Here is a 26629-nt window from a genome sequence, read left to right as displayed (position 1 = left end):
ACTACGACAAAGCCGGCAACCTCACCCGCCTGCTCGACACCCGCAAAGGCGAACACCGTTACCGCTACGACCCGCTCCAGCGCCTGACCCGCGCAGATCATTCCCAGGACGTCCAGGAGCGCTTCGCCCACAACCCGGCGGGCAACCTGCTGATGCAAGACCGCCCCGGCCCGGACATCGTTGCTGGCAACCGCCTGATGATCCAGGGCGATCACCATTACGACTATGACGCTTTTGGAAATCTAATAAGAGAACGGCGTGGCAAGGGCCATTCACTCGTCACCGAGTACCGCTACGACTGCCAGCACCGGCTGATTGGCGTCACCCAACCCAACGGCCAAACCGCCAGCTATCGCTATGACCCGTTTGGTCGCCGCATCAGCAAGACCCTCGAAGAGAAAACCACAGAGTTCTTCTGGCAAGGCGACAAACTGATCGCCGAACACCACGCCAATCGCCATCGCAGCTACCTCTACGAACCGGACAGCTTCCGCCCGCTGGCACTGCTGGAAGGCTTCGGGCCAGAAGGCGTAAAGCCTTACTACTACCAACTCGACCACCTCGGCACACCGCAGGAACTTACAACGCCCGACGGCGAAATCGCCTGGTCCGCGCACTACCGCGCCTACGGCGAAATCAGCCGCCTCGACGTCGGCAAAGTCGACAATCCGCTGCGCTTCCAAGGCCAGTACTACGACCAGGAAAGCGGCCTGCACTACAACCGCCATCGCTACTACCATCCGGATATTGGTCGTTACCTGACGCCGGACCCGGTAAAGCTGGCGGGTGGGATCAATGCCTACCAGTACGTGCCCAATCCTACGGGATGGATTGATCCCCTGGGAATGAACGCGAATTGTCCCGGCACAGACAAGAAAAAACCGACCTGCTCTTTGCCTGCTGAACCGGATATACCTGATCACTCTCGCAAAGGTGCGTTTAGGCAAGCAAAAAGGGACGCCAATATACCGATGACCCAAAATCCTGATGTGATGAAAAATCCGAAGTCAGAAAGGACGAAACAGTACAAAATAGAAAAAATGACTGATTTGAATGATGAAAACATATTGGATGAGAGTGGTAGACCCATATACTCAAGGGTGTATCAATTCACGAGAGCAGACGGTTCTAAGGTTCTTATTCAAGACCATTCTGCCGGGCATAAATTTGGCAGGGCGGACGGTATAGGAGACCAAAAAGCGCACTTCAATTTGCGACCAATTGCAAAGCCTCGAAACGGAACCGTAGACGGCGGCAGGGATCATTACAACTTTAGGAAAAAATGATGAAGTATTGGAATGAACTAGATCATAATATTTTTTTTGAAAAGATTTTTAGTATGCCCATAGAAATCGGAAAAATCGCTCTTTTTTCTTTGCAAATAGAAAACGATCGCCCTTCTGTGGGGTTAGGATTCGATATACCCGAGTTTCCAGATGTTTTGCCAAAAAAATGGGAAGGCAAAGGCTACAACACCTGCAGATTGGGCATTGATTGTCATGGCATTCGCGAATTAAAAATACACAACATTCCTGTTAGAGAAGTATTCTTTGTTGTTATTACTAAAGAAAATAATTACTTCCACTTTAAAGCGACCACCGAAAGCTCTTTAATTGAATTCAAGGCCAAATCTATTTCAATTTGCGATCCGAATGTATACATAAATGGACCAGATGATTATTTTTTCTAGACCTAAAAATTCTGCGTCCGCCCCCTATGAACTCCATAGTTAGCCTTAATTCGTACCCTTGCCCATCTCCACCTAAACTCCATCCAAGTTGTTTCAACGGACAGAGGATTCACCATCATGGGCAAACGTCACCCCAATCTCCCCGCCTGGCAATGGCGTCACTACCCACAAAACCATCAGCACCCGGCCAACCTGGCCTTGCACCTGATTGCCGTGCCGCTGTTCATCATCGGCTTCTTGTTGATCGTCTCCGGCGTGTTCAGCCTGAGTCTGGTCAGTGTTGCCATCGGCGTGATCGGCATCCTGGCAGGCCTGGCGTTGCAGCGTCACGGCCATAGCCTGGAAGCCCAGGCCAGTGAGCCGTTCAGCGACCGTAAGGACGCGGTGCAACGCCTGGTGGTCGAGCAATTCGTGACGTTTCCGCGCTTTGTGCTCAGTGGTGGCTGGTGGCGCGCGTGGCGTCGGCGCCACTCGCGTTGAATGTCAGGCGAAGACCACTACGGTCTGGCGGCTGAGCGCGATCAATTCGCCGGTCGGGCTCCAGAGCGCGGCGGCGGCGTGGCCGTAGCCGTCGCGGGCGTGTTCGATGTTGACGTGGTATTGGCACCAGTCAAGGGTGGTCAGGTTCTGCAATGGCTGGATGAACTCGATGGTCCAGGTCAAGGTGCTGCCCGGCGCCGGTTTGCGCAAATGCGGGAGCAACGCCGGGGGCCAGGCATCGACCAGTGCGAGGATGTGCGCCTCGGTCAGCGGTTCCTCCTTCACATCCCCACGCAAACGTACCCAACCGCCCATGTCACGGGATTTATTGCCAGTAAACGGCAGGCCGCCGACGCTCCAGCGCATTGCCAGGTGCCGCATGAATTCGGGCGTGACGCCCTTGATATAGGGCAGCTCCTGGCATTCATCCCACTGTTTGAACACCGGTGGCGGCTCGCTCGCTACATCAATCTCTGACTCACGGGACGCACCGAAACTGGCCTGGACCAGCGTCGCCACTTCACCGTTCTGCACCACACGGCCCAGCAATTGGCTGACGGCCTTGCCTTCGCGCAGCACTTCAACCTGATAACTGGCGGATACATCCGGCGCTACCGGGCCCACGAAGGTGATCGCCAGTGAGCGCAGCGGCCGGTCTGCCGGAACGTGCGAACGCAAGGCCTCGTACTGCAAGGCGGCGACCAAACCACCAAACGTGGCGCGGCCCTGGGCCCATTCGGCGGGAATGGTGACATCCAACGGGTGACTGCGAGCAGCGTCGAGCAAATCACTAAAGCGCATGGCGACCTCACATCAAGCAAACGATGCGGAGATCTTAACCATCCACCCCGCCAGGCACAGCGCCTATTCCGGCCAAAAGCCGGACCGGTTCAGAAACAATCGGCGCCGAGTTTATCCAGCACACGATCCGCCCGTGCCTCGGCCTTGACCATGGCGGCACGCCAGGTCGCAATGCAGGGCTGCAGGTCAGCCTGGTGCTCGGCCTGGAGCAGCCATTGCCAGCAGTCATGCCAGTCACCCAGGACGCCCTGCGCTTTTTTCAAAGCGGCCACGGCGTTGGCCGGCAGCTTGTCCAACTCGGGGTACGCTTCGGCCGCGTAGCGCACACGCTTGATCAGCAAGCGCAAACGGTGGCGATCATGCGCTGGATCCTTGAGCGCGTGATTGAGTGTTTTCCATTGCTTGGCCAGGCGTTTCTGGATGCGTGAGCGCAGGCTCTTGAGCAGTTTCTGGTGTTGGGATGCACGGATAAAGCGTGGAAACGCATCAAGGATCTGCAGCAGCTGGGCCAGCTCCGGGCTTTGCGCCACCTGGCGATAAGCCTCAGGTTGCAGGCGCAGACGACGCTCAGCCGCCTGATGATGCCCGTGCTGGTGCAAGTACGCCGCCAGCACTTCGCGGTCACGCAGCGGCGTGGTCAATTGGCCGACGGTGCGGGCGGCGGATTCAAGCTGTTCGACACCCGGTAACCCGCGCAAGGGCCGCAACAGGCTGCGCAAACGGCGCACCGTGGTGCGCAGATCATGCAAGGCTTCATCGTCGGTGACGGCGGCAAGACGAGCCTGGGAGCTCAGTAATCCCACTTCCAGGCCAATGACCTGAGCAACTAACTGATTGACCAGCGCTGACATCCTGCCCTCCCTTTGCGATGAAAAACTCTGCGGTGGCTAAATCAGCGCCCGGCGCGTGACTCACGGATATAGAAGCGCGCCTTCTCGGCCTTGTTGGAGCAGCCTTCGAACGCTTCGAATTGCTGCTGGGTCTTGGCCCCCGTCAACAGCGACAAAGCCTTGGAGTAGCTGACGGTGCCGGCGAAGCCCTCGGCCTTGGCTAGGTCCAGTTCTTTCCAGGCGGCATCCAACTGCGACCCGCAGCTGTCGCGATACGCGGTTTTCCCGGCACAGCCCGCCAAGGCCAACAGGATCACAGGTACACACATCCAGGCTTTCATTGATGACACCTCAAAATATACAAAATCTGTCGTAGCCTGTAGACGATGCCTACAGGAAAAAGTGCCTTGTCCCTAGCCTGAAATCGGTAGTACCTATTGCCAGAGCATACCCGAGCCTCGTGGCGATTCTGGAAAAATTTTGTCAGGGCTCACCGAGGATTGAAGCCGCCCCCTGGATGGGTGCATTGTGGGCACCTGTTTTGCGAAGGATCTGGTCATGAAGAAACGTGTTGCCTTGGTACTGGGCTCCGGCGGAGCCAGGGGCTACGCCCATATCGGCGTGATCGAAGAAATCGAACGACGCGGCTATGACATCGCCTGTATTGCCGGCTGCTCGATGGGCGCCGTGGTCGGCGGGATCTATGCGGCCGGCAAGCTGGACGAGTATCGACACTGGATCGAAAGCCTGGATTACCTCGACGTATTGCGCCTGGTGGATGTGAGCTTTCGCCTGGGTGCGATTCGCGGTGAAAAGGTCTTCGGGCAGATCCGCAAGATCGTCGGCGAAATCAATATCGAAGACCTGCGCATCCCCTACACCGCCGTGGCCACCGACCTCACCAACCAACAGGAAATCTGGTTCCAGGAAGGCTGCCTGCACCAGGCCATGCGCGCATCGGCAGCGATCCCCAGCCTGTTCACGCCGGTGATGCAAGGCAACCGCATGCTGGTGGACGGTGGTTTGCTCAACCCTTTGCCTATCGTGCCGGTGGTGTCGAGCCATTGCGACTTGATCATTGCGGTCAACCTCAACGCCACCAACCAGAAGCACTATCATCTGCCGGTGATCCAGCGCCCGCCGGCGTTCAAAAGCCGTTTCAACAGCCTGGCAAAATCACTGGGCTCGCACCTGCCGTTCCGCCGCAAGCAGGCCGAGCAGTTGATGAAGCTCGAGCAGGAAGCCTTGCAGGCCCAGGCCGCCGAGATCAACCCGTGGCTGGACTCGGCCGAGCCGGAATCCCAGCAACCCGCCGCCGCGCCGGAGAAGCCCGGCGCGCCGAAGTCGGCCACGGGCTCGTTCATCATCGACAATGTCGGGCCGGCCTCGCTGCTGGACCTGATCAACCAGAGTTTCGAGGTGATGCAGACGTCATTGGCCCAGTACAAAATCGCCGGTTACCCGCCGGACGTGCTGATCAACGTACCAAAGCGGGTGTGCCGTTTTTTCGAGTTCTACAAGGCGCCGGAGTTGATCGCGTTGGGGCGGGAAATTGCCAGTGATACATTGGATCGGTATGAGAGTGAGCAGGCCTGAAATTCAGGGTGTTATGGAGGGCCTCATCGGGGGCAAGCCCCCTCCCACCTTTTGATCGGTGAATACATTCAAAGTGTGAGAGGTGGCTTGCCCTCGATGAGGCCGGTCCAGACAGCGGTAAACTCAAGCACCCAGCAACCGATACCCCACCCCCGCCTCAGTCACGATAAACCTCGGCTGCGTCGGATCATCCGCCAGCTTCTGGCGCAAATGGCCCACCACAATGCGCAGGTAGTGGCTGTCTTCGGTGTGGGTCGGCCCCCAGATATCCTTGAGCAATTGCTGCTGGGTAATTACCCGCCCAGGATGCCGCGCCAGTTGCGCCAGCACCGCGTACTCCTTGCGGGTCAGTGCCACTTCGGCGCCGTCTAGCAGGACGCGGCGGTAGGCCAGGTCCACGGTCAGCGGGCCGAAACTCAACGCGGCCTCCTGAGCTTCCCCCGTCGGAGCCTGGCGCAATAGTGCGCGCACACGGGCGAGAAACTCCTGAATGCCGAAAGGCTTGGTCACGTAGTCGTTGGCGCCACCGTCAAGGGCTTGGACCTTCTGCGCTTCGCTGGCCCGCACCGAGAGCACCAACACCGGCACCGTCGACCACTCGCGAAACTCGCGCAGCACCTGCTGGCCGTCCATATCGGGCAAGCCCAGGTCAAGTACGAGCAAATCCGGTTTGCTCAGTGCCGCCTGCGCGAGGCCTTCGTTGCCGGTACCGGCTTCGATCACCTTATAGCCTTGGGAGGCCAGGCTGATGCGCAGGAATTTGCGGATCTGCGGTTCGTCATCAATGACGAGAATCGTCGCGGTCTGGCTCATGGTGTCTCAGTTAAAATCAATTAAAAACCAACCAATGTAGGAGCGAGCCTGCTCGCGAAAAACGTCTAGGCGCCGCGTGCATTCAGGAAGCCATCTTTATCGTTAACGACCTTCGCGAGCAAGCTCGCGCCTACAAGTTTGGCTCCAAGGCAGGTTGTGTCGGCAGAGGCAGAAACAAGGTAATACAAGTGCCCCGCCCTTCAATACCGTCGGCCACACTGATGTGCCCGCCGTGCGCGCCGACCATGCCCTGGCAGATCGCCAACCCCAGGCCGGTGCCCTGCCCGCCGCGATCACCGCGCGCAGCGGTGTAGAACATATCGAAGATTTTTGCGCGCTCGTCCTCCGGAATTCCCGGCCCCTCATCGGCTACGGCGAAAAACACTTGGCCGTCCGACACGCCGGCGCTCAACTGCAAGCGGCCCTGGGGCGGCGAAAAGCGCGCGGCGTTTTCCATGACATTGACCAGGGCCTGCTCGATCAACGCCGCATGCACATAGAGCAAGGGCAGGTCCGGCGGCACATCGGTGTCGACCTGCAAAGGCGCCAGCACGGCGCGCAATCGCCCAAGGGCACTGCCGACGATATCACCGGGCGACACCCAATCGCGCGCCAGCTTCAGCGCGCCGTGGCCCAGGCGGGTCATGTCCAGCAGGTTCTGGATATAGCGGTCGAGGCGCTCGGCTTCATCACGGGTACCTTCGAGCAATTCGCGACGGTCCTCCAAAGGGATCGCCTCGCCCAGCGCCAGCAGGCTGTCGATACTGCCGCGCATGGAGGTCAGCGGCGTACGCAAATCGTGGGAGACGGAGGCGAGCAAGGCACTGCGCAGTTGTTCGGTCTCACCGTGCAAACGTGCGGACTCCAATTCCTGCGCCAACTGCGCACGCGCCAACGCCTGGGCCAACGGCTGGCTCAGCGCGGTGAGCAGGCGCCGGCGTTGGCCGCTCAACGCCATGCCGGCTTTCGCGCTCACGCCCAGCAAGCCCAGAGGGCCCTCTTCACCCGACAACGGCCACCACCACCAGCGTCCAAATGGCAAGGTGCCGGTGCCCATGCCTGCCGGTTGATCGTGCTGCCAGGCCCAGTCGGCGGCGGCACGTTCGGCCTCGGTGAGGGTCAGCGGCCCGCCGGTCTCGATTGTCCAACCGCCCTGACCGTCGCGATTGACCAGGCACAGATCCAACTCATTCCAGCCTTGCAGGTGATGAGCCGCCGCACTGATGACCGCCTGGCGATCCGTGGCGGCGGTGAGCTTGCGTGACAGGTCGAGCAGCTCGCTGGTTTCTTCCTGAGTATCGCGCAGCGCCTGTAATTGCCGACGCTGGCGTGCGGCCAGGTTGCCGGTGAGGGCCGCCATCAACAGGAAAAACAACAGCGTGAGGACGTCTTCTTCACGCTGGATGGCGAAGGAGAAATTCGGCGGGATAAACAGAAAGTCGTAGGTCATGAACGACAACGCCGCGCACACCAGCGAAGGCCCCAGGCTGCTGCGCACCGCCACCAGCAGCACCGCAGCGAGAAATACCAGCGAGATATTCGGCAACGGCAAGAGGCTGGACACCCCCCACGCCAAGCCTGCTGCGACAAGGGTGGCCGCCACGGCCAGGGCATAATCGAACCAGCGCAGCCCGCGCACATCCGGCAAACGCGGTGCCGCAGGTATATCGTCGCTGTCGAGTACGTTGATTTCCAGGCCCCGCGCATTGCGCAGCAAGCGTGCGGCCAGGCCGCCGCCGAACAGCCGTCGACGCCAGCGCATGCGCGACTGTCCCACCAGCAGCAGACTGGCGCGGCGCTCGGCGGCATGCTGGATCAACGTCCTGGCCACCTCGCCGGCCCGCAGCAGCACCACCTCACCGCCCAGGCGTTCAGCCAGTTGCTGGGCATTTTGCAGGCGTAGCCGTGACTGTTCATCCCGCGCACGGCCGTTGTCGATATGCACCAGGCTCCACGGCAAATGTCGCCGCTGGGCGACGCGGCTGGCATGGCGCACCAGACGCTCGGCTTGTGCATCGCCATCGACCCCCACCAGCAGGCGACCCCGCACAGCCGGCGCCGCTTGGCCGAGTTGGCGGTAACCCTGGGCCAGATCGTCGTCGACATGGGCGGCAGCGGTCTGCATGGCCAGCTCGCGCAGGGCCATCAAGTTGGTCTGGGTGAAAAACGCATCGATGGCCGCACGCGCCTGTTCCGGCACATACACCTTGCCGTCGCGCAGGCGCTCGAGCAATTCGCGGGACGGCAAATCGATCAGCAGCAGTTCGTCGGCCTCCTGCAGTACCCAGTCCGGCAGGGTTTCACGCACCTGCACACCGGTGATGCCACGCACCTGGTCATTGAGACTTTCCAGATGCTGGACGTTGACGGTGGTGAACACGTTGATGCCGGCCGCCAGCAGCTCCTGGATGTCCTGCCAGCGCTTTTCATGACGGCTGCCGGGGGCATTGCTATGGGCAAGTTCATCGACCAGCACCAGCTTGGGCTTCGCCGCGAGCAGGCCGTCGAGGTCCATTTCTTCAAGCATTACGCCACGGTATTCGCTGCGCAACAGCGGCTGCTGCGGCAAACCGCTGAGCAAGGCTTCAGTCTCGGCGCGGCCGTGGGTCTCGACCACGCCGGCAATCAGACCCACGCCTTGGCGCAGTTGAGTATGGGCAGCCTGGAGCATGGCGTAGGTCTTGCCTACGCCGGGCGCGGCGCCGAGGAAAACTTTGAGCCGGCCACGGCCGTTGCGGGGCAGATCGGCTAGCAGGGCATCGGCGCGGCCGGAGTCGCTCATGTTGTGGTCCTTCAAAAATTTCGATGTAGGAGCAAGCTTGCTCGCGAAAAACCCCAGAGCGCCACGCTGACGCTGGATGCCCGCGTCATCGTTTAACGACCTTCGCGAGCAAGCTCGCTCCTACAGGGGGTCAGAGTTTTTCCAGGGCCATGTTCAGGGCCAGCACGTTTACTACGGGCGGGCCTACCAACGGGCTTTCGATGTGTTCATCCAACAGCCGCTGCAAGGTCGACACCGGTACATTTCGTGCGGCCGCCACTCGCGCCAGTTGATAGGCAATTGCCTCGGGTGGCAAGTGTGGATCGAGCCCGCTGCCGGAGGTCGTCAGCGAGGCCAACGGTACCGGCCCCTGGCCTGGCACCTGTTGTTTATTGGCGTCATCGAAGATACGCGCGGCCAGCGCGGGGTTGCTCGGGCCAAGGTTGCTGGCGCTGCTGGAAACCGTCGCGAACGCGCCGGCCGAAGGGCGTGGGTGGAACCAGCCGTCGCCGCTGAAATCCTGGGCGATCAGGCTGGAGCCGCGCACCTTGCCGCTGGCATCGCGCACCAGGCTGCCGTTGGCCTGGTCCGCAAAGGCCACTTGCGCGACGCCGGTCACCACCAGCGGGTAGGCGACGCCGGTGATCAGGGTCATGAGTACCAGCAGGCTCAGGGCCGGGCGGATTATATTAGTCATCATCAAATCCTCGTTGAATCGGGCCATAAAGACCGCAGGGTTACACCAGGTGCAGCGCCGTCAGCAGCATGTCGATCGCCTTGATGCCCACAAACGGCACCAGCAGCCCACCCAGGCCGTAGATCAGCAGGTTGCGTCGCAACAATGCGGCCGCACTCGCGGCCTGCACACGCACCCCGCGCAGGGCCAGGGGAATCAGCACCACGATGATCAGCGCGTTGAACACGATGGCCGACAGGATCGCGCTCTGCGGGCTCTGCAAGTGCATGACGTTGAGCACGCCCAGCTGCGGATAGATCGCGGCAAATAGCGCCGGCAGAATCGCGAAGTACTTGGCCACATCGTTGGCGATGGAAAAGGTGGTCAGCGCGCCCCGGGTCACCAGCAACTCCTTGCCGATCTGCACCACATCCAGCAGCTTGGTCGGATCGCTGTCGAGGTCGACCATGTTCGCGGCTTCGCGTGCGGCCTGGGTACCATCGTTCATCGCCATGCCGACGTCGGCCTGGGCCAGTGCCGGGGCGTCGTTGGCACCGTCGCCGCACATGGCGACCAGACGGCCGTCGTTCTGTTCATGGCGGATACGCGCCAGTTTCTTCTCAGGCGTGGCTTCAGCCAGTACATCATCCACGCCGGCTTCAGCGGCAATCGCCGCGGCGGTCAGCGGGTTGTCGCCGGTGACCATCACGGTACGAATGCCCAACGTGCGCAGCTCGGCAAAACGCTCGCGAATCCCGGGCTTGACCACGTCTTTGAGATGGATCGCACCGAGTAACTTGCCATCGGCGCACACCAGCAACGGCGTGCCGCCACTCTGGGCAATCTTGTCGATTTCCCGCGACAGCGCAGGTAACAGGTCGCTGCGTTGCTGGCCGATAAACGCCAGCAGCGAATCCACCGCGCCCTTGCGGAAGACGCGGCCCTGGTAGTCGACACCGGATAACCGGGTTTCGGCGCTGAAGGGTACGGCGGTCAGTTGGTCCAGCGTCGGCTCGGCCTGGGGGTGCAAGGCGCGCAGGTATTCAACGATAGACTTGCCTTCCGCCGTGTCATCGCCCAGGGAGGCGAACAACGCGCCTTCAGCCACTTCCCGGCCACTGACACCGGGCGCCGCAACCACGGCCGAACAACGACGGTTACCAAAGGTGATGGTGCCGGTCTTGTCCAGCAGCAACACATGCACATCCCCTGCCGCTTCCACCGCGCGACCGGACTTGGCGATCACGTTCAGGCGCACCAGACGGTCCATGCCGGCAATGCCGATGGCCGAGAGCAAACCGCCAATGGTCGTGGGAATCAGCGTCACCAGCAGTGCGACCAGGAACACCAGAGGCAGGCTGCCATTGGCGAAGTGCGCGAACGGCTGCAGGGTTACCACCACCAGCAGGAAAATCAGGGTGAGGCCGATCAGCAGGATATCCAGCGCAACTTCATTGGGGGTTTTCTGGCGTTTGGCGCCTTCCACCAGCGCGATCATGCGATCCAGGGTCGACTCGCCGGGGTTGGCGGTGATGCGGATCAGCAGCCAGTCCGACACCAGGCGGGTGTTGCCGGTGACGGCCGAGCGGTCGCCGCCGGACTCGCGGATCACCGGGGCGGACTCGCCGGTAATCGCCGCTTCGTTGACCGCGGCGATACCTTCGATCACTTCGCCGTCGCCAGGAATCATTTCGCCTGCCGCGACGCGCACCACATCACCTTTGCGCAGGCTGGTGGCCGGGACCACCTTGAAGCTGCCGTCGGCCTCCTTGCGGCGCGCGCTCAGGCCTTCACTGCCAGCCTTGAGGCTGTCGGCGCGGGCCTTGCCACGGCCTTCGGCCAAGGCTTCAGCGAAGTTGGCGAACAGCACAGTGAACCACAGCCACACTGCGATTTGCACGGCCACGAAGGTCGGCACGCTGGTATCGGGCACAAAGCACAGCACGGTGGTGAGAATGGCGGTTAGCTCGACCACCAACATGACCGGAGAGCGTTGCAGTTGACGGGGGTCCAGCTTGACGAACGCCTGGACCAGCGCCGGGCGCCACAACGCAGAGATCGCGGTCTTGGCGGGCTCCTGAGTGCGCGCAGGGGCAGCATTTTTTACAGACATGTTCATTCTCATATCCCCTTAACTTAGAAGCCCATGCTCAGGTGTTCAGCAATCGGGCCCAGCGCCAGTGTCGGCAGAAAAGTCAGGCCGCCCACCAGCAAAATGGTCACGGTCAACAGCGTCACGAACAACGGGCCGTGGGTCGGGAAGCTGTTCTGGCCAATCGGTGCGGTCTTCTTCATCGCCAGGCTACCGGCCAGGGCCAGTACCGGGAGGATGTAACCGAAACGGCCGATCAACATGCCCAGCCCGAGCATCAAGTTGTGAAACGCAGTGTTGCCACTGAAACCGCCGAACGCCGAACCGTTGTTGGCACTGGCCGAGGTGTAGGCGTAGAGCAACTGGCTGAAACCGTGGGGCCCAGGGTTGCTGATGGCTCCGGCCGGGCCTGGCAGGCTCGCGGCGATGGCACCCAGCACGAGCACACCCACCGGCATCACCAGCAGAGTCACCACCAGCAATTGCACTTCCTTGGCCTGAAGTTTCTTGCCCAGGTATTCCGGGGTGCGGCCGATCATCAGCCCGGCAAGGAACACCGCGATCAACACGTTGAGCAACATGCCGTACATACCGGCACCGACGCCGCCGAAGATCACTTCACCGACCATCATGTTGACCAGCGCCACCATGCCGCTCAGAGGGCTGAGGCTGTCCTGCATGCCGTTGACCGATCCGTTGGAGGCCGCGGTGGTGGTTACCGACCAGAGCACCGTGCCGGTGGTGCCGAAGCGTGTTTCCTTGCCTTCCAGCGGCGCGGTGTGTTCCACGGCCGGGTTGTTCAGGGTCGGATTGGGCTGGTACTCGGACCACAGCGACGTCGCACCGCCAATCAGGAACAAGGCCAGCATGCACGCGAGAATCGCGCGGCTCTGACGCAGGTCTTTGACGTAGTGGCCGAAGGTGAACACCAGGGCGACCGGGATCAGGATGATTGATGCCACTTCAAAGAGGTTGGCCCAGGCCGTCGGGTCTTCAAACGGATGCGCCGAGTTCACCCCAAAGAAGCCGCCGCCATTGGTGCCCAGTTGCTTGATCGCAATCTGGCTGGCTGCCGGGCCCAGGGGAATGACTTGATCCACACCTTGCAGCGTCACGGCATCAACGTAATGGGCGAAGGTCTGCGGCACACCCTGCCATACCAGGAACAGTGCCAGCACCAGGCATAGCGGCAGCAAGCCGTAGAGAGTGGCGCGGGTCATGTCGACCCAGAAATTACCCAAGGTCGTGGCGGATTTGCGACCGATCCCACGGCAAAGCGCGACCAGGACTGCCAGGCCGGTGGCGGCACTGACGAAGTTCTGCACGGTGAGGCCGACCATCTGGCTGAGATAACTCAGGGAGGCTTCGCCGCTGTAGTTCTGCCAGTTGGTATTGGTCATGAAACTGACCGCTGTGTTGAACGCCAGCGTCCATTCCTGGCCCGGCAATTTCTGCGGGTTGAGTGGGAGGTAGTCCTGGAATAACAGAATCGAGAACAACAGTAAGAAGCCCGCAAGGTTGAACGCGAGCAAGGCCAGCATGTATTTCTGCCAGCTCTGTTCCTGCTGGGCATCTACGCCCGACAGGCGATAACAGGCGTTTTCCACCGGCCCCAAAACCGGCGTCAACCAGGTGCGCTGACCTTCCATCACCTTGTAATAGAACCGCCCCAGAAACGGTGCCGGCACCAGTACCACGGCGAAGAAGGCGATGATCAGCCAATAGTCATAACTGTGCATAGCCCGCTCCTAGTTCCGATCCGCGCGTAACAGCGCAACCAGCAGATAAATGAACAGCGCCACGGCCAATAGCAGTGACACCCCGTCCAGAACGCTCATGGAAGTTTCTCCGTATAACGGCGAGTGCCGCGTGTGGGGCAATTGTCCGCAGGAGGGGTGTAAAGGAACGAGAGCGAGGCGGGGCGCGGGGCGTAAAGATGGCGTAAAGAGTGGCTTTATGCAGGGTTTACAGGGGGATTTGCGGTGGCTGGCAAGGCCTCGTCGCGGGCAAGCCCACTCCCACCTTTTGATCGCGTTTTTCAGGCCCGACGCGGTGCACTGTGGGAGCCGGGCTTGCCCGCGATGGCAGCAGTCCAGGCACTATCGCCCTTATCTGGTGCGCACCAAGCCGTGTTCGAACGCCAAACCGTCTCGCCCGCGACATAGGCACTGCTTTGCGACAGGGTTGCCAAGCCTGGCATAGCCACTGCAACAACCTGAATCATTCCAACCGTTCAGGGAACTCCTCACAATGAACACACAACTCAAACCCACCTTGGGCACGCTGCATCTCTGGGGCATCGCTGTCGGGCTGGTGATTTCCGGCGAGTACTTCGGCTGGAGCTACGGCTGGGGTGTCGCCGGCACACTGGGCTTTCTGGTGACCTCATTGATGGTCGCCGCGATGTACACCTGCTTCATCTTCAGCTTCACCGAACTGACCACGGCGATTCCCCACGCCGGCGGACCCTTTGCCTACAGCCGCCGCGCCTTCGGTGAGAAAGGCGGCTTGATTGCCGGCCTGGCAACCCTGATCGAATTTGTCTTCGCGCCACCCGCCATCGCCTTGGCCATCGGCGCCTACCTCAACGTGCAGTTCCCAGCACTGGACCCGAAACACGCCGCCGTCGGCGCCTACATCGTGTTCATGGGCCTGAACATCCTCGGCGTGAAACTCGCCGCCACCTTCGAACTGGTGGTCTGCGTACTCGCTGTCGCCGAACTGCTGGTGTTCATGGGCGTCGTTGCCCCGGCGTTCAGCTTCAGCAACTTCGCCCTGAACGGCTGGGCCGGCTCCGACACCTTCGGTGCCCCGGCGATTGCCGGCATGTTCGCCGCAATTCCCTTCGCCATCTGGTTCTTCCTCGCCATCGAAGGCGCGGCCATGGCCGCCGAAGAAGCCAAAGATCCCAAGCGCACCATTCCAAAAGCCTACATCAGCGGCATTCTCACCCTGGTAATCCTGGCCATGGGCGTGATGTTCTTCGCGGGCGGCGTGGGCGACTGGCGCACCCTGTCAAACATCAACGACCCGCTGCCCCAGGCGATGAAAACCGTGGTGGGCGAAAGCTCCGGCTGGTTGCACATGCTGGTATGGATCGGCCTGTTCGGCCTGGTGGCGAGTTTCCACGGCATCATCCTCGGCTACTCGCGCCAGTTCTTCGCTCTGGCGCGCGCCGGTTACCTGCCGCCTTTCCTGGCCAAACTGTCGCGATTTCAGACACCTCACCGCGCCATCATCGCCGGCGGCGTGGTCGGCATCGCGGCCATCTACAGCGACGGCCTGATCAACCTGGGTGGCATGACCCTGACCGCCGCGATGATCACTATGGCTGTGTTCGGTGCCATCGTCATGTACATCATGAGCATGCTCAGCCTGTTCAGATTGCGCAAAACCGAACCGCTGCTGGAGCGGACTTTCCGCGCACCGGGCTACCCCATCGTGCCGGGTATCGCGTTGGTACTGGCAGCGGTGTGCCTGGTGGCGATGGCCTGGTTCAATACACTGATCGGGTTGATCTTCCTTGGCTTCATGGCCGTGGGCTTCATCTACTTCCAACTGACCGCCCAGGATCGCGCCGATGCGCCTGCGGATGCGATGTTGACCGGGTTATAAGGTTCGCGAGGCAGAACGGGCCTACAATGAACTACTCAGAACGCCCGTAACTCAAAGCAGTTATTACCGTGGGAAAATTCTCCCCCGGCAATCTGCCTCAAGGAGAGCCTTATGCCGTGGTATGCGTGGTTGATTATGATAGTTGCGATCGGATCGATCGTCGGTGGGTTGATGATGCTGCGCGACAGCGCCAACAAAGTGGAACTCACCGACGAACAACGCAAACGCGTGGCCGAGCGCAATGCGCAGGCGGATGCCAAGGATGCCCAGGATCGTTGAGCCTTGGGTTACTCCCAAGCCGCCTTGGCAATCTGCAACCCGTGCTGCCCTTTATAGGCAGCACGCTCGGGCTGGCTCCAGCCTTCAAGCAGCCCCTCCTCCAATTGGTAGATCTCGACGCCCAACGGGCGACACACCGTCAACGGATCCTGCGCATCCGGCCCCCACATCGGCAGCGACAAATCCCCACCCGGACACGTAGACAGCGCGCACAGCACATCAATCTCGGCAAAGAACTCCAGGTAATCGCCCTTCTGCGCAGGACAGGCTTTCATGAAGTACATGTCATCATGATTGAGCCCGGTGCACTGGAAAATATTCAGCACGTCGTGCACATCGAATTCCGTCAGACCGTGGGGCAATACCGCGCGAGTGAGGTTCGAATGGCAATGATGATGAAAGTCCTCACCGGTGAGCATACGGTTCACATACGGATCGCAGCGCGTGCCAAGCAAATCGTGCAGACGCCCGCCGTGTTCATCGATGCCATAGCCTGCCAGGCTGTCGTCGGTAATGGTAACCAGGGGCCTCAGAAATGGAAGGTTCGACCACAAACGGTCGTGGGTGCTGACATGTGCGCCTTGGAGTTGCCGGGTGCGGGCTGCCCACAACCGCTCGCGCGGATCATTGGCGTTCCACACGTTGAAATCCCCCACCTGCGGGCCCACCGGAGTGGTTACGCGGAAGACATGCCCGGCAGGGACTTTCCATGCCCTGCCCGTGCGGATCGGTACCTCGAACTGTTCGATCAGCGTGCGCTGGCCCTGCCGATCCCGGATGCGCTCGTAGAACGCCGTATCCACCTGTAATGCCGAGCCTTTACTGATTTGGTAGGCGGCCGGATAGTCTTTATACATGGGGCAATCCTCCATCAAGGGTGACTGTTGAACAATCGATAATCTTGAGGTAACCACATTTCATGCCAGGGCTGGACTAAAAACGCACAGGGTAAAAGGCCGATCAATGATCGGCCTCTGGGCAACGTCGTTTAGTTGATAACCAGCCTGTCGCGGTTCTTCTCCAGCAGGGCCTTGCCAATTCCCTTTACCTCCAGCAACTCATCCACCGCTGTGAAGGGGCCATTGCTTTCGCGAAAAGCAACGATCGCTTTCGCCTTGGCGGCGCCGATACCGAACAAATCGCGGCGCAGGGTTTCAGCATCGGCCGCGTTGAGGTTGACCTTGGCCGATTGCTCGGTTTTGGTCATTTGCGCGGAGATGGCGGTTGGGCCTTCAGGTTTGGCGGATGGGGCTGCGGTGGTGGCGAAAGAGAGGCTGGCGAGGAAGGCGAAGACAAGGGAGGAAAGGTAGGTGTTTTGCATTGGTGACGCTCCATGACATCGGTAAGAGAAAAGCAGCTTTTCCGAAGCTGCTTCTCTAACTTAGGCGATGGTTGGAGCGTGTCAAAAGCGCTTGAGTAACAGAGTGTTAACTCACGGTTCCAGGCGACGCTGCTGATAGATCCAATCGACGATTTCGCCGTCGGGGGCATAACCGCTGACAGTGTCGCGCAGAAGCTGACGGACACGGGTGTAGTCATCCTCATCAACCGCGGCAAGCAACTCAGAGAGCTTGCCTTTGAGTACGTCCCATGACAGATAATCTTCGTTGGCACTCATGATCATCGGGTGCTGGGTCGCAACAACGTTGTCGCCAATCAGCAACTCTTCGTAAAGCTTTTCGCCGGGACGCAGGCCGGAGAACTCGATGGCGATATCACCATGGGGATTCTTTTCGGAACGAACGCTCAGGCCGGAAAGATGAATCATTTTTTCGGCCAGCTCGACAATCTTCACCGGCTCGCCCATGTCCAGCACAAACACATCACCGCCCAGGCCCATGGAGCCTGCCTGAATCACCAACTGCGCCGCTTCAGGGATTGTCATGAAGTAACGCGTGATCTTGGGATGGGTGACCGTCAATGGGCCGCCAGACTTGATCTGCTTGTGAAAGAGCGGAATCACTGAGCCCGAAGAGCCCAGTACATTGCCAAAACGCACCATCGTGAAACGGGTCTTGTTGACGCGTGAGACATTCGACTTATCACCGAACAGTACAGGAGCCAGCTCACGACTGAGCGCCTGCAAGGTAAGTTCGGCCAAACGCTTGGTACTGCCCATGACATTGGTCGGGCGCACGGCTTTGTCCGTAGAGATCAGAACAAAGTTGGAAACGCCAACTTGAAGTGCGGCCTGGGCCGTATTCAACGTCCCGATTACGTTGTTCAGCACACCTTCTGCGATGTTGTGCTCAACCATCGGTACATGCTTATACGCTGCGGCATGATAAACCGTATCCACGCGCCAGGTTTTCATCACATCCAGCAGCTTGGACTGGTTGCGCACAGAACCGAGGATGGGCAATAACTTGACGGGCAACGACTCACGAACGACGCGTTGCTCAAGTTCCGAAAGGATGCTGTAGAGATTGAACTCACTGTGTTCGAACAACAGCAGCGTCGTCGGACGCAACGCCAGAATCTGCCGGCACAGTTCGGACCCGATCGAACCGCCCGCGCCAGTGACCAGAACGGTCTGGCCCTTGATGCAGTGTTCCAGGAGCTCGCCTTGAGCAGGCACGGTATCGCGACCCAGCAAGTCGGCGATGTCGACTTCCTGGATGTCATCTACCTTGACGCGACCACTGGCCAGGTCCATGAACCCCGGAACGCTTCGCACGTGAAGCGGGAAGCCTTCGAGGAAACCCAGGATTTCACGGCGACGGCCACGGTTGGAGGATGGGATGGCCAACAGAATTTCCTGGGCGCCAGTGGTATCGATCATTCGCTGGATATGCTTGGCCTTGTACACCTGCAGGCCCGAAATGACGCGATCAGTGATGCTTTCATCGTCGTCGATAAACGCGACAGGGCGCATCACCCTGCCCATCCTCAACGCCGCGACCAATTGGTTGCCGGCTGCGCCCGCGCCATAAATAGCAACGCGCGGCAGACCATCTTCCCGGCTAGTGAACGGAACGTGCTGAGCCGCCGTAAACCAGTCCCCCAGAAAGTATTGGCGCATCGCCAGACGCAGGCCGCCCACCATGATCAGGCTGAGCCACCAGTAGTTGAAAATAATCGAGCGCGGGACCACATTCTGGTGATTGCTGTACCAATATACGACGACGCCAAGAATCAGCGATGAAAGGCTGACCGCCTTGATAATCGCAATCAGCGCGTCGTTACCGAAATACCGCATCACCGCTCGGTACATACCAAATCGAATGAACAGAGGTATTGCGACGACAGGCGCGGCAATAAACAGCCAAAGGTGAGCGATGATTGGATTAGCCATTTCATCGACGCCCAGACGTACAACGAAAGCCAGCCACAATGCAGCCCAGACCACCATTACATCGGTACTGACCTGAATCAGCCGCTTTTTGCGTCGAGGCAAACCGACTAAGAACGCCCGTAACTTATCCATAACCCCTTCGAACACCTCTGTACATTCCAATGCCTAATGCTGCAAAGCCATCCACGGGCTTTTCAGGACTCGCTGACCGACTACGATAACCTTTACTTCTGCGCGACCATAATCTCGAGCTCGCCGGCATGAAACTTTATCGCCAGCGCGACCAACGGCAGGTAGGCAACAACCAACGCCCACGTGCCATCCCATCCGCTCAAGACTACACCCGCTGCAATAGGTAAAAGCCAGAAAACGTTGATGGCAGCAACTGCCATGGTCACTGGCAAGTGCTTGCCATATTTGCGCGAGGCAAATTGATAAGCATGACTGCGATGCGCTTCGTAAACCTTATCACCCCTTACCAATCGACGAACAAGCGTGCAGGTTGCGTCGACGACGAATACGCCCAGCAAAATCAACCACGCCCAGAAAAAATCCGATTTGACCCAGGCTGCCTGCAGTGAGAAGAACGCCAGGGTAATCCCCAGGAAACCGCTACCGGCATCACCCATGAAAATCTTGGCGGGTGGAAAATTCCAAACCAGAAATGCCCCCACTGCTGCTGCCAGCAATAAAGGCAGCCAGATCATCTGCGGGTGACCGCCCAATACGTAAAGCAAACAGGCGCCCAGGCAGGCGCAAATCGCTTCCACGCTGGCGATACCGTCAATTCCATCCATGAAATTGTAGAGATTGAGCATCCAGACAATATAGACAGCCGCCAGCACATTACCGACAAGCCCCAGATCCAGGGCCCATCCGAACAGGTTCAGCGGGGCCAGTCCGTTGATCCAGAACAACGCCCATGCCGCCGCTGCAAAATGCCCTGCCAAACGCCAGCGAGCTGCAATGTGTCCATGGTCATCCATAAAGCCCAGGACGGCTATTACCACTCCGGCGCCGCCTGCTGCAACGAGCGAAGGCCACGGGACCAGGTCCAGCCATCCGACCAGCGGCAGTACCGCAAGAAAGGCCAATACAATGGCTACCCCGCCGCCCCTGGGCGTAGGAACAGAATGTGAACTCCGTGCGTTCGGTATATCAATGATGCTTCGAGATAGCGCATAGCGCCTAAGCACAGCGGTCATGACAAACGAGACAAACGCAACAACCGGAACGATCCACCAATAACTCATGTGTTTTGACTTTCCATATAAGCAGACGCCGTGACCTTGAGCGCCTCATCAACCGACAGCGGAGGCGTCCAGCCTAAGAGGGCACGCGTCTTCCCAATATCGACCTGCAAGGAACCGCACAACCGTTGGGACAGGCTGCGCTTGCCCAGCATGATTGCGGCAGTGCTCAGCAAAGAGGCTGGAACCGGAAGAAGACGCGCGGGTTTGCCCAGCGCGGACGCCATTTTGCGTAATAAAACAGTGGTTGAAAGATCCTCGCCATCACTGACCATGAATACCTGGTTGGCGGCGGCTGGATGAGTGATGCAGGTAATCGAAAGATCAACCAGGTTATCCAGCGCGACCAGACTGCGCGCGTTATGGATGGCGCCGAAAGGCAATGGCACACCTTTGTGCAGCCAACGCATCATGCTCAGGAAGTTGGCCTTTACACCCGGGCCATAAACCAGCACCGGACGGATGATCACCACTTCCATCCCTGTCGTTGCAGCCAATTCCAGCAGACCCTTTTCGGCCTCCATCTTTGATATGCCGTAAGGGTCCGACGGTGCCGGCGGCTGATCGGCGGTATAAGGCGCGCCCGAGACCGTGCCTTCACCGTTGACCTTGATTGAACTGAGGAACACAAAGCGTCGCACACCAGCCTGCGCCGCCTGATGCGCCAGGGCCAGGGTGCCCTGGACATTGACGCGGCGAAAGGCTTCAAGCGGATCGGCCTCGGAATCGTTCATCACATGAACGCGGGCCGCGCAATGAACAACCGCCTCAACCCCCGTCAGAACGCCTGAAAAATCAGCGCTCGACAGGTCGTCGAATTGAACCACTTGATCGGCGCCAGGACAGGAAAAACCGGGGTCTCTGACGGCAACCGTGACCTGAACATCTGTACGAGCGGATAACACTTGGACCAACCGGCTACCAACAAATCCAGATGCCCCAGTCACAAATATGCGCACACCAAACTCCTTGTTTAGGATTTAGACCAAACGGTGCGATTAATGTAGTCGGTATAGCTGTGCACAATGCGCACGACTTTTTTGGAGACGGCGCCACCCAAATAATCGCCTACCACCGACATCACTCGTTCACCACGTACATGCTGGCTGGTCACGACCCTGACAGCGTTCAGCACGCGATCAGTCGTCAGGCCACACATGATAAGCGTGCCTTCATCCATGCCTTCAGGCCGCTCGTGAGCGTTGCGAATCGTCACCGCCGGCAGGTTCAACAAAGACGCTTCTTCAGTGATGGTGCCGCTGTCGGACAGAATGCAAAACGCTTCCATCTGCAACTTGATGTAGTCGAGCAGACCGAACGGTTTAACGAAGCGAATCAGTGGATGGTCAAGCGACTCACCCAATGCTTCAAGGCGCTTACGCGTCCTTGGGTGTGTGGAAACAATAATAGGCAGCTTGTACTCGTCAGCCAGTGCCTTCAGCGAGCCAATCAGATCCCGAAGATTATCCGGGGTATCTACGTTCTCTTCACGATGCGTGCTGACAATAAAGAAGCCACCGGAGGTCAGCCCTTCGCGAGCCAGTACATCGGACGCTTGGATCTTGGGCATGTAGAAGTCCAGGACTTCTGCCATGTGCGACCCGGTCTTGATGATCGTTTCCGGGCGCACGCCCTCATCCAGCAGATAGCGACGGGCGTGTTCGGTCAGTACCATGTTTATATCGCTGAGGTGGTCGAGAACCTTGCGATTCAACTCCTCGGGGACGCGCTGGTCGAAGCAACGGTTACCCGCTTCCATATGGAAAACCGGGATTTTTCTGCGCTTGGCAGAAATGACAGCCAGACAGGTATTGGTATCCCCGTAAAGCAGGAGTGCATCCGGCTTTTCCGACTCGAACAACTCATCCGATTTAGCGATAACCTGAGCGATCGTCTGGGCCGCAGTATCACCTACAGCGCCCAGGAAATGGTCGGGCTTACGAATATCCAGGTCATCAAAGAATACCTGGTTAAGCTCATAATCGTAGTTCTGACCGGAATGCACCAGAATATGGTGGGTCTGTTTGTCCAGTTCTGCGATCACGCGGCTCATTTTGATGAGTTCCGGCCGAGTGCCCACCAAGGTCATGACTTTAAGCATTGAGTTGCTCCCGAACAAACTCCAACTTCATCAGCAGCGCTTTAACACCCTCAACATCCAGGCGTTCAGTGTTGTGTGATGTATAGTCGTCCAACTCCGAAATATGCGTTTCACCCTCTACGAAATATTTCTCATAGTTCAGATCGCGATTGTCCGCAGGGATCCGGTAGTAACGGCCCATGTCTTCTGCCTTGGCCATTTCCTCGCGAGAAATCAACGACTCGTAAAGCTTCTCGCCGTGACGCGTGCCGATCACCTTGATCGAATTCATGCACTTGAACAGTTCTTTGAGCGCTTGAGCCAAATCTTCGACAGTCGATGCAGGCGCCTTTTGTACGAAAATATCGCCTTGTTCGGCATATTCAAAAGCATGCAAAACCAAATCAACCGAATCTTCCAGGGACATGAGGAAACGGGTCATGTTGGGGTCAGTTACCGTCAGTTCGCCGCCCTGCTTCAACTGATTGATGAACAAGGGGATCACCGAACCTCGGGAAGCCATAACGTTGCCATAGCGTGTGGAACAGATGACAGGACCGTTTTGCGGGATCATCCGGGACTTGGCAACGACCAGCTTTTCCGCCATGGCTTTGGAAATGCCCATCGCATTGATTGGGTAGACGGCTTTATCCGTACTCAGAACCACTACGCGTTCTACATTGTTGGCGATCGCCGCGTTCAGCACGTTTTCCGTGCCCATCACGTTGGTTTTGACCGCTTCCATCGGATAGAACTCGCAAGAAGGAACTTGCTTGAGCGCAGCGGCGTGAAAGATGTAATTGACCCCGACCATCGCCTGGGAAATGCTGGCATAGTCACGCACATCGCCGATGTAAAACTTTACCTTGTCGTTACCCAGCGCAATGCGCATGTCTTCCTGTTTCTTTTCGTCACGGCTGAACACACGGATTTCTTTGACATCGGTATCGAGAAATCGCTTGAGCACGGTGTTACCAAAGGAACCGGTACCGCCGGTAATCATCAACACTTTATTATCGAACATCTGTAAAATCTCCTAATTATCGCTGAGCGCGCATAAATTGAATAAGGTCTGGCCAAGCAGGCGGAACGTAGCCCACTGCCTGGCGGAATCGCGTAGAGTCCAGAGACCGATCAATCGCTAGATGATCATCTGGGACAATGTCGATTTTCTTTTCATAAATCTTCGCGATTTCATTCAGCAACGTGAATTTATCGATAGGCTCAGCGGAAACATGATAGAGACCGAACAGCTGCGGATTGGGAATCACGAAATCGGTGATGATGCGAGCAAGTTCTGAGGTCGGTACACCCGAGAATATGGCTTTCGTAAAACCTTTTACGGCACCTTCCTGGGAGAGGAACCAGTCAACCAGAGACGCACTGCTTGCCAGCTCATGGCCGATGATTGAGGTGCGCAAGGTGATGGCGTGAGGTTGGTCTTGAACCTCACCAATAAACTTGGACTTTCCGTACAAGTCGACCGCGTCTGAAATGTCAGATTCCAAATACATTCCCTTCTCGCCAGTGAAGACGCAGTCGGTACTGATATGGACAAGCCGGGCACCGATCAGCGCGCACAACTTCGAGAGGCGATGCGGCAGCATCGAGTTGAGCGGCAACGTCGACAGCGGATCCTTGGCCTGGGCTAACTGTTTGATCAAGCCAACGCAGTTGATAACGACGTCCGGACGTGCCTGCTCGAAGACACCGACCAAGGCTTCGTAGTCCAGAACATCAACATCCGAATAGAAGTTCTCTGCGTACTTTTCATCGAAGTACTTACGCCCCCCTCTACCACGCATGGTGCCAAACACACTATGTGAGGTATGGCTGGCGATGTACTTGAAAACAGCACTTCCGAGCATCCCTGTCACACCCAGCACTAAAATTTTCATATTGGATCTCTACGTATTTTTAATTCGATCTTGAATAATTTCGACCAAGCGGCGGCACTGGCTTTTCATTTCGTAATTATCACAGAAAAACCGATACCCTGCGGCCCCGTAGGCGCTTCTTTTTTCGGGCTCGCAGCGATAAATTTGTTCGATATTACTCGCCAGCGCAGCAGCGTCACCTGCGGGAGAGCACAGGCCGGCGCCCGCCAACTGCACGACTCTCGCACCCTCGCCGTCAAGGGCGGCCAAGATGGGCTTGCCTGCTGCCATATAGGCCTGGACTTTGCTGGGAATGGTCAGGGTGAATATTTCGTCCTTTTTGAGCGTCACCAGCAGGGCTTCACTCTTGGCGAATAATTCCGGCATTGATTCAGATGGCAAACGCCCCACCAATTCCAAGTTGTGCAGCGCATGCACACGCTTTTGCTCATTCATCCATTCAAGACGGCTACCACTGCCAACCACCACGATCTTGCAACTAAGGTGAGTCAGGGCTTTTGCCGCATCGACGATAGTTTCCAAAGATTGCGCAAATCCGAGATTGCCAGCAAACACAATGCAAAAATGGGAGGTTAACAACTGATTGATTTCATCAGGTAAAACACTGGCGGCGCCAGCGGGCGGCGCAGGTGACAGCTGATAGGAGTTGGGGTAATAAACGAGCTTGCTTTTCTCCACATACTTTTCGGCAGACGATATAAATGCTTCAGACTGTACCAATACGGTATCTGCCTTGGCATATATGAACCGAACCAGCAAACCCACGGCTTTCAGCGCCCAGTGATTTTTTATAAACCCGGTTGCTTTCAGCGTTTCGGGCCACAAATCCTGCACCCAGACCATCAGGTGCGCATCCGTAGAGCGTTTCAACACGATTGCGGGGATCGCAGCAGTGATGGGAGACACCGCGAACACAATGATCGCGTCGAATTTTTTTCCCGCATTCTGCTTTGGAAAATACTTGATGCCATTAACTACAAATGACAGGTAGTTAAGGATCAGATTCTTTGCACCGCCTGCATGACGTGGCCTTAAAGGTGCACGGTGAACCTTTATCGAATCCTTGTACATGTGCTCGCTGCAGGAAGCTGCCTGATACCCTTCGTAGGTATCACCGTCCGGATAATTAGGTTGCCCCGTGAACACTTCGACTGTATGGCCAAGCGATGCCAATTCCTGCACGATATCATTAATGATAAAGCTCTCAGGGTAAAAATACTGAGTAACTATTGCAATATTCAGGGGCATGTCAGCTCACACTATCGAATCTGGACTTGAGCGCTTTGGGCCCCAAAAAAATCACAGATTTAATGAATGACAACATCGCGATCCACCGGTTAATTTTAATATCGAAACGGGGGGCGCGATTTGATTTCTCTACAAACTGAGCAGAGGTTTCCAGTATGTCAAAAAGCTTGGCCTTCTTTCTGTGACGGTCGGAAACCTGCATGTACTCGGAAGCGCTCATCGCGTGCAGCATCGCAATGGTATCAAAAATCCCAACCCGGTTGGTGGTGGCGGACTCTTCGTTATAGGAATATCCGGCAACGTCCGAAAACAGACCACACGTGAGCGGGCGCTCAATCGACTCGATGCCAACGACAGAGGGAATGCCAGCTGCCGAGGCCTCGATAATCGTCGTCCCCGACCCTACAAAGCAAAATGCACCATCCAGGATAGAGGGCAGTTCAGCGTAATCTACCTCACCGAAAAAATGCACATAAGCCTCAACGCCTTGCGACTCAGCCAAGGCAATCAGCGCGTTGCGCTCAGGGCCGTCGCCATATATGAAGTACTCAAAATCGGCTAACTTGCGAAGCTCAGCCAGTTGCGAGATGACATGGCGATTGTAGATTTTGAAGTCAACCAAACGACCGACGGAAACTATACGCAAGGATGACTGGAGCGGCTGGCGAGCACTGTAGCTTTCAAAAGAAATGCCCAGCGGTAGAATATCCAGCCCCGACACATCGGCGCCACTGAATTCTGCAGCCATCTCAGCCGTTCTTTCGTTAGGAAATAACGTGAGCTGGACGTTGCGATCATACAACGCCAACATTTTTTTCCTGAAATAGATATTACGACCGCGCCACCAGGCAATTTCCTTAGAGTGATAAATACCGACACTGACCGATTTGAAATCCAGCTGATCTCTATTTAAACAAACATAGGCCAACGTCAGCCCATCCACCACATGAACGATGTCGTACTTTGTGGTATCCGTTTTTGCCGGCAACAGCGCATTGACCCAACTGGAAGCAGACAGAAAAGGAACATGTTCGACAATCGTGACCGACGCGTGCTGGGAGAGTTCGGTAAACAGCCCCTGATCATACTTATCAGACAGTAAAGTCACGCTAACGGAGTGCCCGGCCAGCTTGAGATATTTGGCCAATCTGACCACGTAAGTCTCAACCCCGCCAATAGCGAGTCCTCCCATCACAAACAATATGCTTTTCATACACCCTCAACC

At 57.8% G+C, this 26629-nt stretch carries 25 protein-coding genes; 6 read left to right on the top strand and 19 right to left on the bottom strand.

Annotated elements, in window-relative coordinates:
* The 3 genes from BFQ04_RS08050 to BFQ04_RS08040 all read left to right on the top strand — a co-directional run.
* The coding region (locus tag BFQ04_RS08050) for an RHS repeat-associated core domain-containing protein (RefSeq protein ID WP_175413261.1) at nt 1-1286 on the top strand (1286 nt) is incomplete at its 5' end.
* Nucleotides 1286-1690 carry an Imm50 family immunity protein gene (locus BFQ04_RS08045; RefSeq protein ID WP_065950355.1) on the top strand — a complete coding sequence of 135 codons (405 nt, stop codon included), beginning with the start codon at nt 1286-1288 and terminating at the stop codon, nt 1688-1690. The genes BFQ04_RS08050 and BFQ04_RS08045, both read left to right, overlap by 1 nt.
* A gap of 117 nt (nt 1691-1807) precedes the next feature.
* Nucleotides 1808-2170, top strand: a complete 363-nt coding sequence (locus BFQ04_RS08040; RefSeq protein WP_065950354.1) for an Mpo1-like protein — start codon at nt 1808-1810, stop codon at nt 2168-2170.
* A 3-nt stretch (nt 2171-2173) separates the two neighbouring features.
* Here BFQ04_RS08040 and BFQ04_RS08035 read toward each other — a convergent pair whose 3' ends face one another.
* The 3 genes from BFQ04_RS08035 to BFQ04_RS08025 form a co-directional block, all read right to left on the bottom strand.
* Entirely contained in the window at nt 2174-2971 is a 798-nt protein-coding gene (locus BFQ04_RS08035) for an acyl-CoA thioesterase (protein WP_065950353.1), read from the bottom strand.
* Nucleotides 2972-3060: 89 nt separating this feature from the next.
* Nucleotides 3061-3822 (bottom strand): CHAD domain-containing protein, encoded by a 762-nt coding sequence (locus BFQ04_RS08030; RefSeq protein WP_065950352.1) that lies wholly within the window; start codon nt 3820-3822, stop codon nt 3061-3063.
* Nucleotides 3823-3863: 41 nt separating this feature from the next.
* Nucleotides 3864-4142: a hypothetical protein gene (locus tag BFQ04_RS08025; RefSeq protein ID WP_003238638.1), complete on the bottom strand. Its 279-nt coding sequence runs from the start codon at nt 4140-4142 to the stop codon at nt 3864-3866.
* Between the two features lie 217 nt (nt 4143-4359).
* On the opposite strand from BFQ04_RS08025, the gene BFQ04_RS08020 reads away from it, so the two are divergent.
* Nucleotides 4360-5397: a patatin-like phospholipase family protein gene (locus tag BFQ04_RS08020; RefSeq protein WP_065950351.1), complete on the top strand. Its 1038-nt coding sequence runs from the start codon at nt 4360-4362 to the stop codon at nt 5395-5397.
* A 123-nt stretch (nt 5398-5520) separates the two neighbouring features.
* Here the strand turns inward: BFQ04_RS08020 and BFQ04_RS08015 are convergent, their stop codons facing one another.
* From BFQ04_RS08015 to kdpF, 6 genes are all read right to left on the bottom strand, one after another.
* Nucleotides 5521-6210 carry a response regulator gene (locus tag BFQ04_RS08015; RefSeq protein ID WP_065950350.1) on the bottom strand — a complete coding sequence of 230 codons (690 nt, stop codon included), beginning with the start codon at nt 6208-6210 and terminating at the stop codon, nt 5521-5523.
* 130 nt (nt 6211-6340) lie between these two features.
* Complete coding sequence (locus BFQ04_RS08010) at nt 6341-8992, bottom strand: sensor histidine kinase (RefSeq protein WP_065950349.1); 2652 nt, start codon at nt 8990-8992, stop codon at nt 6341-6343.
* Between the two features lie 130 nt (nt 8993-9122).
* A complete protein-coding gene (kdpC, locus tag BFQ04_RS08005) occupies nt 9123-9668 on the bottom strand; it encodes a potassium-transporting ATPase subunit KdpC (protein ID WP_065950357.1) in 546 nt (181 codons plus the stop codon).
* A gap of 40 nt (nt 9669-9708) precedes the next feature.
* Nucleotides 9709-11772 (bottom strand): potassium-transporting ATPase subunit KdpB, encoded by a 2064-nt coding sequence (kdpB, locus tag BFQ04_RS08000; RefSeq protein ID WP_241669124.1) that lies wholly within the window; start codon nt 11770-11772, stop codon nt 9709-9711.
* Between the two features lie 11 nt (nt 11773-11783).
* On the bottom strand, nt 11784-13478 hold the full coding sequence (gene kdpA / locus BFQ04_RS07995) for a potassium-transporting ATPase subunit KdpA (protein WP_065950347.1): 1695 nt from the start codon (nt 13476-13478) through the stop codon (nt 11784-11786).
* A 9-nt stretch (nt 13479-13487) separates the two neighbouring features.
* Complete coding sequence (kdpF, locus tag BFQ04_RS07990; RefSeq protein WP_003218754.1) at nt 13488-13577, bottom strand: K(+)-transporting ATPase subunit F; 90 nt, start codon at nt 13575-13577, stop codon at nt 13488-13490.
* A gap of 412 nt (nt 13578-13989) precedes the next feature.
* Between kdpF and eat the strand changes: the two genes are divergently transcribed.
* Both eat and BFQ04_RS07980 read left to right on the top strand, forming a co-directional pair.
* Nucleotides 13990-15354, top strand: coding sequence for an ethanolamine permease (gene eat / locus BFQ04_RS07985; protein ID WP_065950346.1), 1365 nt, complete (start codon nt 13990-13992; stop codon nt 15352-15354).
* Between the two features lie 111 nt (nt 15355-15465).
* Nucleotides 15466-15633: a DUF2897 family protein gene (locus BFQ04_RS07980; RefSeq protein ID WP_065950345.1), complete on the top strand. Its 168-nt coding sequence runs from the start codon at nt 15466-15468 to the stop codon at nt 15631-15633.
* Between the two features lie 8 nt (nt 15634-15641).
* Here the strand turns inward: BFQ04_RS07980 and BFQ04_RS07975 are convergent, their stop codons facing one another.
* The 10 genes from BFQ04_RS07975 to BFQ04_RS07930 form a co-directional block, all read right to left on the bottom strand.
* Nucleotides 15642-16490 carry an urea carboxylase-associated family protein gene (locus tag BFQ04_RS07975; RefSeq protein ID WP_065950344.1) on the bottom strand — a complete coding sequence of 283 codons (849 nt, stop codon included), beginning with the start codon at nt 16488-16490 and terminating at the stop codon, nt 15642-15644.
* 131 nt (nt 16491-16621) lie between these two features.
* On the bottom strand, nt 16622-16954 hold the full coding sequence (locus tag BFQ04_RS07970) for a ComEA family DNA-binding protein (protein ID WP_065950343.1): 333 nt from the start codon (nt 16952-16954) through the stop codon (nt 16622-16624).
* Nucleotides 16955-17065: 111 nt separating this feature from the next.
* Complete coding sequence (locus tag BFQ04_RS07965; RefSeq protein WP_065950342.1) at nt 17066-19060, bottom strand: polysaccharide biosynthesis protein; 1995 nt, start codon at nt 19058-19060, stop codon at nt 17066-17068.
* Between the two features lie 92 nt (nt 19061-19152).
* Nucleotides 19153-20181, bottom strand: a complete 1029-nt coding sequence (locus BFQ04_RS07960) for an MraY family glycosyltransferase (RefSeq protein WP_065950341.1) — start codon at nt 20179-20181, stop codon at nt 19153-19155.
* The gene (locus BFQ04_RS07955) at nt 20178-21137 is read right to left on the bottom strand and encodes a UDP-glucose 4-epimerase family protein (protein WP_083217938.1); all 960 of its coding nucleotides are present in this window, start codon (nt 21135-21137) and stop codon (nt 20178-20180) included. The genes BFQ04_RS07960 and BFQ04_RS07955 overlap by 4 nt, the downstream gene beginning before the upstream one ends.
* Nucleotides 21138-21151: 14 nt before the next feature.
* Nucleotides 21152-22279: a non-hydrolyzing UDP-N-acetylglucosamine 2-epimerase gene (gene wecB / locus BFQ04_RS07950; protein ID WP_057722891.1), complete on the bottom strand. Its 1128-nt coding sequence runs from the start codon at nt 22277-22279 to the stop codon at nt 21152-21154.
* Nucleotides 22272-23282, bottom strand: coding sequence for a polysaccharide biosynthesis protein (locus BFQ04_RS07945; protein WP_065886424.1), 1011 nt, complete (start codon nt 23280-23282; stop codon nt 22272-22274). Before BFQ04_RS07945 ends, wecB begins: the two co-directional genes overlap by 8 nt.
* Before the next feature lie 16 nt (nt 23283-23298).
* Nucleotides 23299-24156, bottom strand: coding sequence for a dTDP-4-dehydrorhamnose reductase family protein (locus BFQ04_RS07940; RefSeq protein ID WP_065950339.1), 858 nt, complete (start codon nt 24154-24156; stop codon nt 23299-23301).
* 9 nt (nt 24157-24165) lie between these two features.
* Nucleotides 24166-25404 carry a glycosyltransferase family 4 protein gene (locus BFQ04_RS07935; RefSeq protein ID WP_175413259.1) on the bottom strand — a complete coding sequence of 413 codons (1239 nt, stop codon included), beginning with the start codon at nt 25402-25404 and terminating at the stop codon, nt 24166-24168.
* Between the two features lies 1 nt (nt 25405).
* Nucleotides 25406-26617, bottom strand: a complete 1212-nt coding sequence (locus BFQ04_RS07930) for a glycosyltransferase family 4 protein (protein WP_065950338.1) — start codon at nt 26615-26617, stop codon at nt 25406-25408.
* Nucleotides 26618-26629: the final 12 nt, after the last annotated feature.

Origin of the sequence: Pseudomonas sp. 37 R 15 (assembly GCF_900004865.1) — a bacterium.
Lineage (GTDB): Bacteria > Pseudomonadota > Gammaproteobacteria > Pseudomonadales > Pseudomonadaceae > Aquipseudomonas > Aquipseudomonas fluorescens_AM.
This window is presented reverse-complemented; position numbering and strand designations above follow the sequence as displayed.

Coding starts and splice junctions, on each gene's coding strand:
- BFQ04_RS08030 (WP_065950352.1), bottom strand. CDS start 3,822: ATGTCAGCGCTGGTCAATCAGTTAGTTGCTCAGGTCATTGGCCTGGAA.
- kdpA (WP_065950347.1), bottom strand. CDS start 13,478: ATGCACAGTTATGACTATTGGCTGATCATCGCCTTCTTCGCCGTGGTA.
- BFQ04_RS07980 (WP_065950345.1), top strand. CDS start 15,466: ATGCCGTGGTATGCGTGGTTGATTATGATAGTTGCGATCGGATCGATC.
- eat (WP_065950346.1), top strand. CDS start 13,990: ATGAACACACAACTCAAACCCACCTTGGGCACGCTGCATCTCTGGGGC.
- BFQ04_RS07975 (WP_065950344.1), bottom strand. CDS start 16,490: ATGTATAAAGACTATCCGGCCGCCTACCAAATCAGTAAAGGCTCGGCA.
- BFQ04_RS08020 (WP_065950351.1), top strand. CDS start 4,360: ATGAAGAAACGTGTTGCCTTGGTACTGGGCTCCGGCGGAGCCAGGGGC.
- kdpB (WP_241669124.1), bottom strand. CDS start 11,772: ATGAGAATGAACATGTCTGTAAAAAATGCTGCCCCTGCGCGCACTCAG.
- BFQ04_RS08045 (WP_065950355.1), top strand. CDS start 1,286: ATGAAGTATTGGAATGAACTAGATCATAATATTTTTTTTGAAAAGATT.
- wecB (WP_057722891.1), bottom strand. CDS start 22,279: ATGCTTAAAGTCATGACCTTGGTGGGCACTCGGCCGGAACTCATCAAA.
- BFQ04_RS07970 (WP_065950343.1), bottom strand. CDS start 16,954: ATGCAAAACACCTACCTTTCCTCCCTTGTCTTCGCCTTCCTCGCCAGC.
- BFQ04_RS08015 (WP_065950350.1), bottom strand. CDS start 6,210: ATGAGCCAGACCGCGACGATTCTCGTCATTGATGACGAACCGCAGATC.
- BFQ04_RS07965 (WP_065950342.1), bottom strand. CDS start 19,060: ATGGATAAGTTACGGGCGTTCTTAGTCGGTTTGCCTCGACGCAAAAAG.
- BFQ04_RS07935 (WP_175413259.1), bottom strand. CDS start 25,404: ATGCCCCTGAATATTGCAATAGTTACTCAGTATTTTTACCCTGAGAGC.
- BFQ04_RS07960 (WP_065950341.1), bottom strand. CDS start 20,181: ATGAGTTATTGGTGGATCGTTCCGGTTGTTGCGTTTGTCTCGTTTGTC.
- BFQ04_RS08010 (WP_065950349.1), bottom strand. CDS start 8,992: ATGAGCGACTCCGGCCGCGCCGATGCCCTGCTAGCCGATCTGCCCCGC.
- BFQ04_RS08025 (WP_003238638.1), bottom strand. CDS start 4,142: ATGAAAGCCTGGATGTGTGTACCTGTGATCCTGTTGGCCTTGGCGGGC.
- BFQ04_RS08040 (WP_065950354.1), top strand. CDS start 1,808: ATGGGCAAACGTCACCCCAATCTCCCCGCCTGGCAATGGCGTCACTAC.
- BFQ04_RS07940 (WP_065950339.1), bottom strand. CDS start 24,156: ATGAAAATTTTAGTGCTGGGTGTGACAGGGATGCTCGGAAGTGCTGTT.
- BFQ04_RS08035 (WP_065950353.1), bottom strand. CDS start 2,971: ATGCGCTTTAGTGATTTGCTCGACGCTGCTCGCAGTCACCCGTTGGAT.
- BFQ04_RS07930 (WP_065950338.1), bottom strand. CDS start 26,617: ATGAAAAGCATATTGTTTGTGATGGGAGGACTCGCTATTGGCGGGGTT.
- BFQ04_RS07945 (WP_065886424.1), bottom strand. CDS start 23,282: ATGTTCGATAATAAAGTGTTGATGATTACCGGCGGTACCGGTTCCTTT.
- kdpF (WP_003218754.1), bottom strand. CDS start 13,577: ATGAGCGTTCTGGACGGGGTGTCACTGCTATTGGCCGTGGCGCTGTTC.
- kdpC (WP_065950357.1), bottom strand. CDS start 9,668: ATGACTAATATAATCCGCCCGGCCCTGAGCCTGCTGGTACTCATGACC.